12 protein-coding genes and 1 rRNA gene are annotated in these 16,062 nt (G+C 46.1%); 12 read left to right on the top strand and 1 reads right to left on the bottom strand.

Annotation, left to right across the window (positions count from 1 at the left end; translation table 11 throughout):
• Positions 1-232 precede the first annotated feature (232 nt).
• The 11 genes from GUA98_RS13955 (at position 233) to ligA (ending at position 13,731) form a co-directional block, all read left to right on the top strand.
• Positions 233-976 (top strand): sugar phosphate nucleotidyltransferase, encoded by a 744-nt coding sequence (locus tag GUA98_RS13955; RefSeq protein WP_193723456.1) that lies wholly within the window; start codon positions 233-235, stop codon positions 974-976.
• A 21-nt stretch (positions 977-997) separates the two neighbouring features.
• Positions 998-1,558 (top strand): dTDP-4-dehydrorhamnose 3,5-epimerase, encoded by a 561-nt coding sequence (gene rfbC, locus GUA98_RS13950; protein WP_193723455.1) that lies wholly within the window; start codon positions 998-1,000, stop codon positions 1,556-1,558.
• A gap of 18 nt (positions 1,559-1,576) precedes the next feature.
• Entirely contained in the window at positions 1,577-2,599 is a 1,023-nt protein-coding gene (rfbB, locus tag GUA98_RS13945; protein WP_193723454.1) for a dTDP-glucose 4,6-dehydratase, read from the top strand.
• Positions 2,599-3,465 carry a dTDP-4-dehydrorhamnose reductase gene (gene rfbD, locus GUA98_RS13940; protein ID WP_193723453.1) on the top strand — a complete coding sequence of 289 codons (867 nt, stop codon included), beginning with the start codon at positions 2,599-2,601 and terminating at the stop codon, positions 3,463-3,465. Before rfbB ends, rfbD begins: the two co-directional genes overlap by 1 nt.
• Positions 3,466-3,558: 93 nt before the next feature.
• Entirely contained in the window at positions 3,559-4,497 is a 939-nt protein-coding gene (locus GUA98_RS13935) for a glycosyltransferase family 2 protein (protein WP_321573880.1), read from the top strand.
• Positions 4,498-4,591: 94 nt separating this feature from the next.
• Positions 4,592-5,587 carry a glycosyltransferase family 2 protein gene (locus GUA98_RS13930; RefSeq protein WP_193723452.1) on the top strand — a complete coding sequence of 332 codons (996 nt, stop codon included), beginning with the start codon at positions 4,592-4,594 and terminating at the stop codon, positions 5,585-5,587.
• On the top strand, positions 5,584-6,984 hold the full coding sequence (locus GUA98_RS13925) for an undecaprenyl-phosphate glucose phosphotransferase (RefSeq protein ID WP_193723451.1): 1,401 nt from the start codon (positions 5,584-5,586) through the stop codon (positions 6,982-6,984). Before GUA98_RS13930 ends, GUA98_RS13925 begins: the two co-directional genes overlap by 4 nt.
• Before the next feature lie 182 nt (positions 6,985-7,166).
• On the top strand, positions 7,167-8,042 hold the full coding sequence (locus GUA98_RS13920; protein WP_193723450.1) for a phosphatidylinositol-specific phospholipase C/glycerophosphodiester phosphodiesterase family protein: 876 nt from the start codon (positions 7,167-7,169) through the stop codon (positions 8,040-8,042).
• A 251-nt stretch (positions 8,043-8,293) separates the two neighbouring features.
• Positions 8,294-8,989, top strand: a complete 696-nt coding sequence (locus GUA98_RS13915) for a heptaprenylglyceryl phosphate synthase (protein WP_193723449.1) — start codon at positions 8,294-8,296, stop codon at positions 8,987-8,989.
• Between the two features lie 288 nt (positions 8,990-9,277).
• On the top strand, positions 9,278-11,638 hold the full coding sequence (gene pcrA / locus GUA98_RS13910) for a DNA helicase PcrA (protein ID WP_153980077.1): 2,361 nt from the start codon (positions 9,278-9,280) through the stop codon (positions 11,636-11,638).
• A 74-nt stretch (positions 11,639-11,712) separates the two neighbouring features.
• A complete protein-coding gene (gene ligA / locus GUA98_RS13905) occupies positions 11,713-13,731 on the top strand; it encodes an NAD-dependent DNA ligase LigA (RefSeq protein WP_193723448.1) in 2,019 nt (672 codons plus the stop codon).
• Positions 13,732-13,850: 119 nt separating this feature from the next.
• Here the strand turns inward: ligA and GUA98_RS13900 are convergent, their stop codons facing one another.
• Positions 13,851-15,215 carry a molybdopterin-dependent oxidoreductase gene (locus GUA98_RS13900; protein WP_193723447.1) on the bottom strand — a complete coding sequence of 455 codons (1,365 nt, stop codon included), beginning with the start codon at positions 15,213-15,215 and terminating at the stop codon, positions 13,851-13,853.
• Positions 15,216-15,739: 524 nt separating this feature from the next.
• Here GUA98_RS13900 and GUA98_RS13895 point away from each other — a divergent pair.
• Positions 15,740-16,062, top strand: a 16S ribosomal RNA gene (locus GUA98_RS13895); the annotation flags it as partial.

The following is a 16,062-nucleotide window of genomic DNA, read 5'->3' as shown; positions in this document are numbered from 1 at the left end:
TTAGATTCTTATAATATTATAATTGGAATTATTGTATTGTATCTTAGGTTCAGAAGGAAAGAACTTCTTTAAAAAAAGTGGTAAATTTCTCTAATGCTGAATGAACATTGCGCCTTTATTCCAATATCTCATAGGGTTATTTTAGTGGCTTCTTTTTAATATGAGTATTCTTCTTAACTGTATATGTTATTTTGGTAATTTTTTATTTACTTTCTAAAAATGAGGTGTACCCATGAAGGCCGTAATTCTTGCTGGCGGGACAGGCTCCCGCCTTTTTCCTTTAACGAAGGTAACTAATAAACACCTGCTTCCTGTAGGAAAGTATCCAATGATCTTCCATTCTGCATATAAGTTAAAACAAGCTGGCCTTACCGACATCATGGTGATTACCGGCAAAGAACATATGGGAGACGTTGTTAATCTTCTAGGTAGTGGAAGTGATATAGGTGTCTCATTCACTTATCGAGTGCAAGATGAAGCAGGAGGAATAGCTCAAGCACTTGGATTGGCAGAACAATTTACAGGTAATGAGCAGATGGTGGTCATTCTTGGTGATAACGTGTTTGAGGACGATATTACTGAGTATGTGTCTAATTTCCGGGAGCAAAAGTCCGGAGCAAAAATATTGATACAAGAAGTCAACGATCCTCATCGCTTCGGAGTGCCTGAGTTACATGGCGATCGCATTGTATCTATTGAAGAAAAACCTCAAAAACCCAAAAGCAAATATGCGGTAACAGGCATATATATGTTTGATAGTGAAGTCTTTAAGATCATCAAGACATTAAAGCCTTCTGCAAGAGACGAATTGGAAATCACAGACGTAAACAATGCGTACATTGAACGAGGAAATCTTACCTACGATATACTTAAGGGTTGGTGGACAGACGCAGGTACTCACGCCTCATTGGCACGGGCCAATGAGCTAGCGAGAGATATTGTATTCGGAGACGAGTTCGGAAAGTTAAAGTTATAGAAGAGAAGGGATGCGGAATAATTGAAAATCACTCCTTCCAAGCTGAATGGCGCCTGTTTGATTGAACCGATGGTTCACGGGGATCACCGGGGTTTTTTTATGGAAAGTTACAATGAACAACTCATGAATCAACGAGGAATTAATTACCACTTTATTCAGGATAATCAATCCTTATCTGCTCAACCTGGTGTGATGCGCGGATTGCATTACCAACTTAATCCCAAAGCACAAACGAAGTTAATTCGGGTTATTTCGGGTTTGATTTACGATGTTATCGTGGATATTCGTCAAGGATCCCCTACCTTCGGGCAGTGGGAGGGTTTCATCTTGAGTGAACATAATCACCGTCAGTTACTGGTACCCAAAGGATTTGCTCATGGCTTTTGTACTCTGGTACCAAACACCCAAGTCTTGTACAAAGTGGACGAATACTATTCCCCGGAGAACGATCGCGGCATATTATGGAGTGACCCGGCTCTTGGAATTGATTGGCCTACATCTAGTCCGATTTTGTCAGATAAGGACCAAAGACATCCTTTACTTCAAGATGCGGAGATCAATTTCAATTTCGAAGTGAAGTAATTAGGAGGTTCCAACACTATGAAACTGCTCGTTACCGGCGGGGCCGGTTTTATTGGAAGTAATTTTGTGATGTATATACTAGAGCGGCATCCTGATTACGAAATTATTAATGTAGATGCTCTGACGTATGCAGGTAATCTGGAAAACTTGAAATCACTTGAAGGCAACAAAAAACATACTTTTGTCAAAGCAGACATTACAGATGCTGCCGAGATGGATCGCCTGATTGGCCAAGGTGTGGACGTTGTCGTTAACTTTGCAGCCGAATCTCATGTCGATCGCAGCATATTGGAGCCTGGTGTGTTTGTGCAAACGAATGTGAACGGTACCCAAGCATTGCTTGAAGCTGCTAAAAAACACAATGTAACCAAGTTTGTTCAGGTATCGACGGATGAGGTATATGGTTCGTTGGGTCCAACAGGTCTATTTACGGAAGAGACACCGTTGCAGCCAAACAGCCCCTATTCGGCCTCGAAAGCAGGTGGGGATATGCTTGTGCGTGCATACCATGAGACCTTTGGCCTTCCGGTAAATATCACACGATGTTCCAACAATTACGGTCCGTACCAGTTCCCTGAAAAACTGATTCCTCTGATGATTTCACTGGCCCTTGCTGATGAAGCCTTGCCTGTGTATGGAGATGGATTAAACATTCGAGATTGGCTCTATGTTGAAGACCACTGCAGCGCCATTGACTTGGTGATTCATCAAGGACGTAACGGTGAAGTGTACAACATCGGCGGCAACAATGAACGAACTAACGTGCACATCGTGAAAACTATTTTGGAGCAACTCGGCAAGCCTGAATCTTTGATTAAATATGTACAGGACCGGCCTGGGCATGACCGCAGATATGGCATTGATCCGGCCAAAACAATGTCTGAACTAGGCTGGAAACCAAAGCATACGTTTGAAACCGGGATCAAGGAGACTATCCAATGGTATCTGGATAACAAAGATTGGTGGACTCGTATTCAGTCTGGCGTGTATCAACAGTACTATGCCAAGCAATATGGATCTCGATTGGGAGACGTGGAGTAATGAAGGTTTTGGTTACAGGAGCAAACGGACAACTGGGACGGGATGTCGTTCTTCTTTTGGAGAAGGAGGGGCATGCTGTTCTTGCTTGTGATCGGGATCAGATGGATATAACTAATCAGGCACAGTGTAATGACGTTATTTCCTCCTATCATCCTGAAGCGGTCATTCATTGTGCGGCTTATACTGCCGTTGATGCAGCGGAAACAGATATCGATGGTGCATATAAGGTGAATGCGGTTGGAACACGCAATGTTGCTGTAGCAGCAGAAAGAGCTGGAGCTAAACTAATTTATATTAGTACGGACTATGTATTTGATGGCAACTCGTCATCTCCCTATCAGGAATACGATAACACGAATCCGCAAAGTGTGTATGGCAAGTCCAAACGGGCGGGGGAATTGCTCGTACAGTCGTTGTCCTCCAAATGGTTTGTTGTGCGTACTTCTTGGGTTTACGGCCTCTACGGGAATAACTTTGTCAAAACGATGCTGAAATTGGGTCAGGGAAAACCAAAGCTACAGGTAGTACATGACCAAAAGGGGTCACCTACGTTTACCGTTGATTTGGCAGGATTTATCCTAGAGCTTATGCAAACAGAAATGTATGGGGTATATCATGCCTCCAACAGTGGTACTTGTACATGGTATGAATTCACGGAAGCGATCTTTGCGGAAGCTCGAAATGTTGACGGGTTTACCATCCAAGCAAAATTGGAGCCTTGTACGACAGAGCAGTTCCCCAGACCAGCTCCCAGGCCGCGTAATTCGGTAATGGATCATCTATCCATTCGAACCAATGGTTTGACGGATATCCGCCCATGGCGGGAGGGCCTGCGTGAATTTATTAGTTCATTGTCGTCGAAATAGGAACGGCCATAGTAGCACGATGTAACTCTCGCTCTTACTTATGGGCGGGAGTTTTCGTATATAATAAAGAAAAGTCAGATTTTGAGGTGGCACGTGAATAAATCTAAAGTATGCATTATGCTTTCTACATATAACGGAGTAAAGTACATTGATGAACAGATGGAAAGCCTTCTCGCACAACATGAAGTTGACGTCCAGATTATTATTAGGGATGATGGCTCATCTGATGGAACTGTACAAAAATTAAATGAATATGCCCAGTCTCATCCGGACCAAATCCGAGTTATTAAAGGTGAAAATTTGGGCGTGATCGGGAGTTTTTTTGAACTGATGCGCCAAACGGAGCCTGTGTATGATTATTACGCATTTTGCGATCAGGATGATGTGTGGAAGCCGGAAAAACTTATAAGGGCGGTAACTAAACTTCAATTGAGGCAATCAAATATACCACTGATGTATTGTTCTTCTACACAAATGGTAGATCAGGATCTGAACAACCTAAATGTGTGGCCGACCCTCCCTCCTAAGCCGTTAAGCATGTATAATGCCATGGTCGAAAACTGCTGCGTGGGCTGCACTATGGTACTGAATCCAATTGCTTTTCAGCAAGTTAAGGCAAACATTCCCTCCGATCTAACTCAGGTTATTATGCATGATTGGTGGATCTATTTTTATGTTAGTGCATTTGGTGAGGTCATCTTTGATGGAGAGCCGATGATTTTGTATCGACAACATCAAAATAACGTTTTGGGTGGAAGCAACGAAGGTTTTATCATGAAATGGAAGAACAGATGGAATCGCTTCATGAATGGTAAAAATCATTTTATATTAAGCAAACAAGCAAAGATGTTCTTACAAATCCATAAAGATCAATTATCTGCTCAGCAACAAAGGGACATACGGCACTTTTTAAAACAATTAGACAGCTCTTGGGTTAAACGTATCAGTTATGCTTCCAAAATGCCCTTTTACCGTCAAGCGTCCCTTGATAACCTTGTTCTTAAACTCATATACGTCTTGAAGAAGGTATAAGGTATAGATTGGTTATGCCTTCAACAAATTTGCCCATAATATGCTATACTTTCAATAGTTAAACACAGCATTCCAAAGTTAGGAGTATTACAATATGGTTGAAACAGCAGATGTTCCCTTACGAGGAGGATTGGAAAATAATAGCGCCTACATTCCAGATGTAAGTATTATTATCGTAAATTACAATACATGCCAGCTGACACTGGACTGTCTGGCATCGGTGTATGAATCTCTTACTTTCGTTCAATATGAAGTCATTGTTGTTGACAATGCTTCGCGCGATGGATCCGTGGAAGCGATCGGAGGAGCTTATCCAGAGGTTCGTATGATTGCCAATCGCGACAATACGGGATTCGCCGTAGCCAACAACCAGGGCATGGAAATCGCCAAGGGGCGTTATATTTTGCTGCTCAATTCAGACACGATTGTGCAACCAGACACATTGGAAATCATGATTGGATTCATGGACCGCCATCCAGAGACGGGAGCATCCGGCTGCAAGGTGATCCTTCCTGATGGCTCCTTGGATAAAGCATGCAAGCGAGGCTTTCCTACCCCATCGGCCTCATTTTATTATGCATTTGGTATCTCACGCATATTCCCGGATCGTCCGAAGTTTAACCAGTACCAGCTCGGACATCTCAGCCCGGATGATGAGTATCCGGTAGACTGTCTTGTCGGCGCGTTCATGCTCGTGCGGCGTGAAGCTATCGACCAAGTGGGGGGCTTGGATGAAACCTTCTTCATGTACGGTGAAGATATCGACTGGTGTTATCGCATCAAAGAAGCGGGCTGGGGCATTTATTATTACCCGCGTACATATATTGTGCACTACAAGGGTGCGAGTGCCCGGCGTAAACCTATGAAAATCATTTATGAATTTCATAGAGCGATGTGGGTTTTCCACCGTAAGCATTATGCCAAGCGTTATGGTATTTTGACCAACACAGCCGTATGGCTCGGTATCTCATTAAAATTCTCATTGTCTCTGCTACGCAATAAGCTGATTAGACCGGCTGCCCAAAAAGAATTAGCATCTGGTCATGCGGAAGTTCGTGAGACAGAGGCATCTTCCGAGGTGAAAGCATGATTCGTCGTAATCAGCAATTTCTGACCCAACTGTATATTGCGGCAGATTTCATGGTGATACAGTTTTCCTTCTTAATGGCTTGGTGGATGAAGTTTGAAAGTGACCTGCTTATCAACCATGGTTCGTTGCCAATCGAAAAGTATTTTGCATGGAGCTTAGTGTACGGGGGACTTTCAATTATAGCGGGTGTGATGTCTTCCTTATATATGCCGAAGCGGAAGAAACGTTTTGTAGATGAATTCATGAAACTGATTCAGGTCCATGGGATCGCCTTTTTTATGCTGATGAGCTTAATGTTCTTCTTCAAGGAAGTCGACATTTCTCGTGCATATCTGGCCATGTACATGATCGGCAACGTTGTTTTCACACTAATCTACCGTTACATCGTAAAGCTTCAACTGAGAAGACTACGCAAAAAGGGCTTCAACCGTCAATTCGTATTGATCCTTGGGGCAGGTTCTTTAGGCAAACGGTTCTATGATAACCTCCGTAGTTATCCTGATCTCGGGTACGAGGTATATGGTTTTCTCGATGATTATCGTCAATGGGATCAAGAGGAACAGCAACGCTACAAGCCGATCAGGGGACAAATCAACCAGTTGGAAGAAATTCTGTCGATTCGTATAATCGACGAAGTCATTCTTGCGCTTCCTTTGGATGCCCACGACAAGTATCCGCATATTATTGAGGTGTGCGAGAAGGCCGGCGTACGGACGCTGATTATTCCAGACTTCTTTGATTATCTTCCGGCCCGTCCGCATTTCGACAACTTCGCCGGCATGCCGATGATTAACGTGCGTGATATCCCGCTCGATATGGCCGTAAACCGATTGATGAAGCGTGCGTTCGATATTCTGTTCTCTCTCGTCGCAATCATCCTGACCTCCCCGGTAATGGTCATCGTGGCGCTAGGTGTACGATTGACGTCGCCTGGACCGGTCATTTTCAAACAGGAACGTGTTGGACTTAATCGACGCAACTTCATGATGTTTAAATTCCGCTCTATGAAAGTCATTCCTGAAGGTGTAGTTGATACCGGTTGGTCCACGAAGGATGATCCGCGTCGAACGGCATTCGGTACATTTATAAGACGCACCAGCCTGGATGAGTTGCCTCAATTCTTCAACGTGCTGCTGGGTCATATGAGTGTGGTTGGCCCAAGGCCGGAACGTCCGTACTACGTGAATCAATTCCGGGATGAAATTCCGAAGTATATGATTAAACATCACGTCCGCCCAGGAATTACGGGATTGGCGCAGAGTAAAGGGTTAAGAGGAGATACCTCCATCGAGGATCGGATTGAACAGGACATCTTTTATATTGAAAATTGGTCTTTATTATTCGATATCAAAATCATCTGGGAAACCATCCGAAATGGTCTCAAGAATGCGTATTAGATCCAACAAATTAATCAATCATACCACCATTTAACAGCTGCCTCCGGGCAGCTTTTTTGTTTTACACCTCATTAATTCGGGTAGTTAGCTATCAAAAAGGAAATCCCGCACATACACTGTCATATCTATTTAGCTATAAAATTCCTCTCCCTAATATCACTCCTAAAGGATGTGAACATCATATGAAACGAATCGCTGCCGTCATTACACTACTGATTGTTACCGTGGGGACCCTGTTTTTTGCCTATGAGAGTCAAAGTGAGGAACAGCACGACGGATTTACAGCCTATCGACTGATTGCTCACGCCATGGGCAGTATCCGTGATCAGCCTTATACCAACGCTTATGAAGCGATGATCGCCAATTACGAGAAGGGCACAAGAGTGTTTGAGATCGACTTCATGCTCACCTCCGATCGCGTAGCTGTAGCCAGACATGAATGGACCGCCAATATGAGCAAACTGCTGGGACAGGAAGAGGAGCTTCCTGAAGACAAACAGGCTGGGGCACTTACGCACGATGAATTTATGAACACCCCAATATTGGGCATCTACCAACCCATGGACGCGGATGGCATCATTAATGTGCTGTCGCAATATCCCGATATGTATATCGTAACGGATACGAAGGAGCAGAAAGATGAGGATATTCAGCAGGTGCTATCTTCTCTCGTGAACGCTGCCAAAAAGAAAGATCCATCTGTACTGAGTCGCATCGTCGTGCAGATTTATAATGAGCCCATGCTGGAAACCGTGAAAGAAATCTATGCGTTCCCGTCCATTATCTATACCCTTTATGCAACGCAGGATACGGAAGGACAGGTCGTTGATTTTGTGGAAAAGAATGATATTGATGCCGTAACCATGCCGGAATATAAAGTGAATCAGAACTTCGTCGCCAAGCTGAAGAAGGCGGGCGCTGTTACTTACGTGCATACCATCAATGATACCGACCAGGTGGCCAACTATGAAAAGTGGGGCGTATATGGCGTCTATTCAGATGTGCTGACGGAAGAAGAGCTGGATCAGATGAATACACGTTTTGCCTGGAAGCCATAGCATTTATAATTGGAAAATCAACATTTCATTCATTTAGAAAAGTAGCCCTTCATTATTACTCGAGCATTGTTTGATTAATTTTGATATAACTCATTTCTCCTAAAATCACAGACCGATTCCTGCACTTTACAGGGAAAAGTCGGTGATTTTTTGTTCCCCTTTTTATGCGAACATTGACACTCACTGCCTGCTGACTTAGACTTAGTTTACAAGCTTTTTAGGATGCAGAAGAACCTCTGGAGGAATGTTCGTTGATAGACATGATTAAGCAGTGGAGACACGTATTTAAGCTCGACCCGGACCGGGAAATCACGGATGAAGCACTCGATCTGGTATGTATGTCGGGGACCGATGCTATTATCGTTGGAGGATCTTCGGGAATCACCTATGATAACACGGTAGACCTGATGTCCCGCGTGCGTCGCTATGAGCTGCCCTGTGTGCTGGAAGTATCCGATCTGGAGGCGGTTGTCCCTGGTTTTGACGGATATCTGATCCCGATGGTGCTGAATGCCACGGATAGCAAATGGATGATTGGGCATCACCAGCAGGCCATCGAACGTTTTGGTTACCTCATACCGTGGGATCTACTAATTGCAGAGGGGTATATCGTGCTGAATGCTGACTCCACCGTAGCGCGTTTGACCGGAGCAGACACAGAGCTGACAACTGGTGCGGCGGTGGCGTATGCCCAAGCTGCAGAGCGGCTGCTCAATCTTCCTATTGTATATATGGAGTACAGCGGAACGTTTGGCGATATGGAACTGGTTGGCGAGACATATAGACAACTGGATCGCGCACATCTCATTTATGGCGGGGGAATCGACAATCCTGAGAAAGCAGCACAAGCTTCCGAAGTTGCAGACACCGTCGTCGTGGGTAACATTGTGTACAGCAATTTGAAGAAGGCACTTGAGACGGTACAAGCTGTAAAAGGAACCGTTTAATCGGTTTAGTTTACCATTCCCCCAATTTCCCCTTACGATCTGTTAAAATAGAACTTTGCCCTACTAAATAAGCAATTCGTATACAAGTTTATGTTTACACAGAAACGGAGAGTGCAGAAGCAATCTGAAGAAACGAAGTGGTCGTGTTTATCACAGGATTTTCCCTTTGAAGAAGGGAATCAAAAAAATCCGGGGATAACAACGATCGGAAGATGGTTCTGCAATCGAAGTCCAAGTGTAACTGTTAGAGCTGTTATACCGATCAACCAACGAAAGGAGCATGCATGCATGCAACCTGTAAATATACATGATGCCGTGGCACGGCTTAACACCCCTCAGCGGCAAGCCGTCGAGGCAACCGATGGACCGTTACTGATTATGGCCGGAGCGGGCAGTGGTAAGACCCGGGTGCTGACACACCGGATTGCTTACCTAATCGCAACACGCAAGACACCTCCATGGGGCATTTTGGCGATTACATTTACGAACAAAGCTGCTCGTGAGATGCAGGACCGGGTATCCCAGCTCGTTGGTGGCTCCCAAGGTCGCGACATTTGGGTATCCACGTTCCACTCCATGTGTGTGCGCATCCTGCGACGTGACATTGAACGCATTGGTTTTACTTCGAACTTCAGTATCTTGGACTCATCCGACCAGTTATCCGTTATTCGCAGTTGTATGAAAGACCAGAATATCGACACCAAGAAATTCGAACCCAAAGCTGTTCAGGCCATGATGAGTACCGCGAAAAATGAACTGATCGGTCCTGACCAGTATGAGAAGCAGGCTGGCGACTATTTTGAAGGCATTGTGGCGAAGGTATATAAAATGTACCAGAAACGTCTGAGAGCCAACAATTCGCTCGACTTCGACGATCTCATTATGGCAACCATTCAACTGTTCAAAGAAGTGCCGGAAGTCCTCGACTTTTACCAAAAGAAATTCCAATACATCCACGTCGATGAGTATCAGGATACGAACCGTGCGCAGTATATGCTGTGCCGCATGCTGGCTGACAGTCATCACCGGATATGCGTCGTAGGGGATAGTGACCAATCGATCTATCGCTGGCGTGGAGCGGATATCAGCAATATCCTGAACTTTGAGAAAGACTATCCAGAGGCACAGACCATCTTGCTGGAACAGAATTACCGTTCGACGTCCAACATTCTGAATGCAGCGAATGAGGTCATTGGCCTGAACTCCGGACGTAAGCCGAAGAAGCTGTGGACGGACAAGGAGGGCGGTTCGAAGATTAAGGTGTACCGTGCAGACTCCGAGCATGATGAGGGGTATTTTGTTACCTCTGAGATTAGTAAAAACGTGAAGAACGGCAAATCCTATCAAAACCATGCCATTTTGTACCGTACCAACGCCCAGTCCCGGGTTATAGAGGAAATTCTGATTAAGTCTGATATTCCGTATCAGATTGTCGGCGGCATCAAGTTCTATGATCGTAAAGAGATCAAGGACATTCTGGCGTATCTGCGCCTGCTGTCTAACCCTGACGACGATATCAGCCTCACCCGGATCATTAATGTTCCTAAACGCAGCATCGGGGATACAACGGTGGCGAAGCTGGCAGCTGCAGCAGGAGAACGTGGAGTTTCCATATTCCGTGTGCTTCAGGTTGTGGACGATCTCGGCTTTGCGGGCCGCACGCGGAACGCATTGGTAGAGTTCTACGACATGATTGCTGCACTGCATCAGATGGTAGAGTACCTTTCTGTAACCGAACTGACCGAGAAGATTCTGGAGATGAGTCAATATCGGCTTGAGATGCAGAACGAAAATACACTTGAATCCCGTGCACGTCTGGAAAACATTGAAGAGTTCCTTTCCGTGACCATGGAATTTGAGAAAAATAATGAAGACAAAACGCTCGTCTCGTTCCTCACCGATCTGGCACTCATTGCAGATATCGACAGCATGAACGATGATGAAGAGGATCAGAGCGACGCGGTTACCCTGATGACGATGCACAGTGCCAAAGGTCTGGAATTCCCTGTCGTGTTTATCGTGGGTATGGAGGAAGGCGTCTTCCCGCACAGCCGGGCCTTTATGGATAATGAAGAGCTGGAGGAAGAACGAAGACTTGCTTATGTAGGGATTACGCGTGCAGAAGAACAGCTCTTCCTGTCTTGTGCCCAGATGCGTACCTTGTTTGGACGCACAACGGCGAACCCGCCTTCGCGCTTCCTGGATGAAATTCCGGATGAGCTAAAAGAAGATACTTCCATTGCCCGTGACCGTTACCGTCGTGGTGCCAATGCAGGTGGTTCCTATGGCGGACGTGGGCTGGGATCCAGTGGCGGAAGTAACTTTGGTGGTGGAAGTGCGGCCAAGCTCTTTGAACAGCAGAGCAGAAGTGGCTCCTCGGCTACTTCGTCCACGCCAACTTCCCGTGTGACCACAAGTACCTCGCGTCCAACATATGCTACGCCTTCATCTGCCTCCAAGCCGGCAGCTTCGAATAGTGAAGCTGGCTTCAAAGCAGGAGATAAAGTGCAGCATGGCAAATGGGGTACGGGTACCATTGTTGCGGTAAAAGGTACCGGGAATGACACGGAACTGCAAATTGCCTTCCCGGCTCCGGTCGGTGTGAAACGCCTGCTTGCCGGTTTTGCCCCTATAACCAAAGTAGAATAAATGTTAACGAACGAACGCTGAGTTGCTCAGACGTTCGTTCTACATAGATTAAATTAACGGAGGGATGGCCCTGTATGGACCCGATGCACCGGATGGAGCAACTCGTTACCGAGCTGAACCAGCATAATTATCAGTACTACACGATGGATCAGCCGCAGATCAGTGACAAGGAATATGATCTCCTGTATGACGAACTGGTTACCCTGGAACAGGAGAGCGGGATGGTTTTGCCTGATTCCCCAACCCAGCGTGTCGGTGGCGAACTGCTGAAGGGGTTTACCCCGCATCGCCATCTGTCTCCGTTGTGGAGCTTGGACAAAGCCCAAAACATCGAGCAGCTGCGGAGCTGGAATACTCGTGTACTGAAGCTCGTGAATGACTACAACAGCAAAAATCCAGGCAACCCTTTACCGGAACCTGGTTACGTTATTGAGTTGAAGTTTGATGGGCTCACCTTGAACCTGACATACACTAATGGTGAATTGGTACAGGCTTCTACTCGCGGGAACGGAACGGTTGGCGAAGGGATTTTGGCTCAGGTTAGAACGATAAAATCCGTCCCGCTCCGAATTCCGTATACCGACGGTACAATTGAAGTACAAGGCGAAGGCATCATGAATCTGTCCGTACTGAATCGGTACAATGAAACCGCAGCAGAGCCGCTCAAAAACGCCCGTAACGCAGCTGCCGGAGCTCTGCGCAATCTGAATCCGAAAACGACGGCAGAGCGCAGGCTCAATGCCTATTTTTACAATGTAGGGTACTCGGATGACATTGAATTTGCCAATCATCAAGAGATGATGGATTTTCTGCGTGAGAACCGTTTCAAAGTGAACCCGTCGATTACGTACTTCCATGAATTTGATGATGTGATGGAACAGCTTGCCGCCATTCAGGAGAATCGGGGACAGCTGGACTATCTGATTGATGGGGCCGTTATCAAAATCACCGACATGCGCACACGTGAAGTGCTGGGTTATACGGACAAGTTCCCACGCTGGGCTGTAGCCTACAAGTTCGAAGCAGAAGAGACCACTACTGTACTCAAATCCGTGGATTGGAATGTGGGCCGTACCGGCAAAGTAACTCCGCTGGCACGTGTGGAACCGGTCGAACTGGCGGGAGTAACGGTGTCGAACTGTACATTGAACAATGTGGGCGATATTGAGCGTAAAAATCTGAAGTTTGCCTTGGGCACGCGTGTCTTTATCCGCCGCTCCAATGACGTCATCCCTGAAATCCTGGGTAAAGTGACGGAAGAGAGTGATGGGGAAGAGATCATATATCCAGAGCAGTGTCCGGCTTGCGGATTCCCACTGGAGCAGCGCGGAGCGCATCTGTTCTGTAATAACAAATTGGCTTGTAAACCGCAGACTGTCGCAAGAATTTCTCATTTTGCTTCCCGTGATGCCATGGATATTGAGACATTCAGTGAGAAGACGGCGATTCAGCTGTATGATGAGCTAAGTGTGCGTGAGCCTGCTGATCTGTATACATTGCAATTTGATGATCTGGTGAAGCTGGAGCGGTTTGGTGAAAAGAAAGCCAATAACCTTCTCGCTGCGCTGGAGCATAGTAAGGATCGTGACCTTGCATCGTTCCTGTACGCGCTGGGCATTCCGAATACAGGTAAATCAACGACACGTATGCTGGCCGACCATTATCGTGATCTGCATGCTATTATGAATGCAACCGTGGAGGAACTTGTTGAACTTCCAGACGTAGGCGGCATTGTGGCGGAGAGTATTGTAACGTTTTTCGCAGATCCATTTACCCAGGCTGCCATCGAAAAGATGCTGGACTTGGGCGTGAAAGCACAGGCACCGGAGGCACCAGCAGTGATCGTCGAAGACTCCTTCTTTAGTGGTAAAACGGTCGTGCTGACCGGAACACTGCATCAACTGACACGTGACGAGGCAACGCAAAGACTGGAAGCGCTCGGAGCGAAAGTGACAGGCAGTGTCTCGAAAAAGACTGATCTTGTCATTGCCGGAGAGAAGGCGGGCAGCAAGCTGGCCAAAGCGCATGATCTCGGCATCCCAACCATTGAGGATGAGGATGAACTCGTTCGTCTTTTGAATCAGCAGGGCTAACCCATAAGCTTGGAAATGAAGAAACCCCCGATTAACCACATTAGGTGGATCGGGGGTTTTTGCTATGCGTCTGTAGGATGTTTTTCAATTCATAGACTCTACATCGTTGGGGGTGAACGTTAGGAACTGATATTGGGAATGCGCTGAGCTGCGCCAGTAAGCCACGCATCCTTGTCATATCCTCGTTCCTCCCAGTAACCAATATGTTCGCTGTCGATGAGTTCAATGCGATTCAACCATTTTACCGACTTATAGGCATACATCTGGGGAATGACAAGTCGTACCGGACCCCCGAGATCTGCCGGGATGGGTTTGCCGTCATGCATGACGGCCACCATGATATCATCCATCTGAGCTTGATCCATCGTAATGGCATCCGTGTATACCCCATCACCAGAGTAAAACTTTACACTGTGTGCACCGGGCTTCACTCCGGCTTGGGTTAGCAGATGTTTAAGGGGAATGCCTTCCCAGGTGTTTTTGTATACGGACCAACCCGTTACACAATGGAAATCACTGACCTGTACGGTGCGAGTGAGCTTAACGAACTGTTCCCAATTCCAGACCTGTGCCCGTTCGACAAGTCCATCAATCCGGAATGACCAATTCTCATTCGAGAAGGAAGGGATGGGCGTAACCGTGTATACTCGGAAATGCCCTTCAGCTCCTCCTCCAATAGGAGGGGAAGAAGCAGCCGCAGGTTGCGGCAGCGGACTCATCCGATTGGGGTCGTTCTCCAGCATACTGTCGATGCTGTTATCGATACTGAGATTGCGTCCCACCCAGGAGACAAAGGTAGGGCCGAGTGTAACGGCTAATCCCACACCTACAGCAGACCGAATAAACGCGCGCCGTGTATACACAGGTTCGGGTTTCTGAGGTTGGTCAGGTGATTTTGTCGAAGCAGTACGATCCGATCTAGGAGTTGAAATTGCAGCAGCAGCTGTATTTTCTCCAGATGTACCCAATGAATCGGCAGTACCGCGGATGTCTTTCGTTGATGTGGCAGCACTCACCGTGCGGCGTGTTGAATCTTTTAACCATTTGGTACGGGTAATGGAATGGTAGATAATATAGGGCAGACCCAACCAGGTTAACAAATCATGAGTTAGTAACGCAGCATTGGACCACTTTGGTCCCGCGAGTTTGAATTGCCACAATACAATGCCTGAGATTAACCAGCCAACCAGCAGAACAAGCACGATGATCGTATTTACTTTTTGCCAAGGCTTGTTCCGGAGCTGTTTCCAGTGTTTACTCGCCAGGATCAAGTAATATACAACAGGGGCTAACATAGCCAATCCGACAATTATATGAAGCCATTTTAGCCATACGCGCCCTATACCGAGTAGTTCACGCCAGAATCCACCGACTAGCATGAGTCCCGTTACGGCGAGAATCACTACGATCCAGGCATTCCAGAAGTGGAGAGACACGAGTTTCTTGCCGTACCCTTTGCGAAGTTTTTTTAGCCACTGTTCCAAGAGTGATCACCTCAAATAAAGTTATAAGCAGTAAATCTTCCTATGTAGTAAGCGGTGAAAATAAAGAACGTATTTAATGATGCTATGTCATTGCTTTCTCTTTATTGTATATACCTCATTATAGAAGCTTTGGATCACTCACATCAAACTGTTACATTAGAGTGCGTTATAAAGGTAAGGCCCTTTTTATTACAAATGAGAAGAAAGGTTTATGGCTTTTTGGCTGCTTATATATATTAAATGCTCTTTGAAAAAAAAATTAAAAAATGCTTGCTATCTAAATTCAGACATGGTATATTATTTCTTGTCGCTTCAAACGAGTGATTGTCGAAAGAGTTTGAATGATGACGAAAAAGAGTGTTGACAGTTAGTTGGTTAACATGATAAAATAAATATCCTGTCCGGTTGACAATGATCAACAGAAACGGACAACAAGTTCCTTGAAAACTGAACAAATGGAAAGTAACTTATGATTTACAACGAATCGTCAGATTCAAAATGAGCTAATCGCTCTTTTCAATACTTTATTGGAGAGTTTGATCCTGGCTCAGGACGAACGCTGGCGGCATGCCTAATACATGCAAGTCGAGCGGAGTTGATAGGAAGCTTGCTTCCTTGATGCTTAGCGGCGGACGGGTGAGTAACACGTAGGCAACCTACCCTCAAGCTTGGGACAACTACCGGAAACGGTAGCTAATACCGAATACTTGCTTCCTTCGCCTGAAGGAAGCTGGAAAGACGGAGAAATCTGTCACTTGAGGATGGGCCTGCGGCGCATTAGCTAGTTGGTGAGGTAACGGCTCACCAAGGCGACGATGCGTAGCCGACCTGAGAGGGTGATCGGCCA

This window comes from Paenibacillus sp. P13VS (genome assembly GCF_015143645.1).
Lineage (GTDB): Bacteria > Bacillota > Bacilli > Paenibacillales > Paenibacillaceae > Paenibacillus > Paenibacillus xylanilyticus_A.
This window is presented reverse-complemented; position numbering and strand designations above follow the sequence as displayed.

What these genes read in the sequence shown, in the direction of transcription:
- GUA98_RS13955 (WP_193723456.1), top strand. Translation starts at nt 233, where the DNA reads ATGAAGGCCGTAATTCTTGCTGGCGGGACAGGCTCCCGCCTTTTTCCT.
- rfbB (WP_193723454.1), top strand. Translation starts at nt 1,577, where the DNA reads ATGAAACTGCTCGTTACCGGCGGGGCCGGTTTTATTGGAAGTAATTTT.
- rfbD (WP_193723453.1), top strand. Translation starts at nt 2,599, where the DNA reads ATGAAGGTTTTGGTTACAGGAGCAAACGGACAACTGGGACGGGATGTC.
- GUA98_RS13930 (WP_193723452.1), top strand. Translation starts at nt 4,592, where the DNA reads ATGGTTGAAACAGCAGATGTTCCCTTACGAGGAGGATTGGAAAATAAT.
- GUA98_RS13925 (WP_193723451.1), top strand. Translation starts at nt 5,584, where the DNA reads ATGATTCGTCGTAATCAGCAATTTCTGACCCAACTGTATATTGCGGCA.
- GUA98_RS13920 (WP_193723450.1), top strand. Translation starts at nt 7,167, where the DNA reads ATGAAACGAATCGCTGCCGTCATTACACTACTGATTGTTACCGTGGGG.
- pcrA (WP_153980077.1), top strand. Translation starts at nt 9,278, where the DNA reads ATGCAACCTGTAAATATACATGATGCCGTGGCACGGCTTAACACCCCT.
- ligA (WP_193723448.1), top strand. Translation starts at nt 11,713, where the DNA reads ATGGACCCGATGCACCGGATGGAGCAACTCGTTACCGAGCTGAACCAG.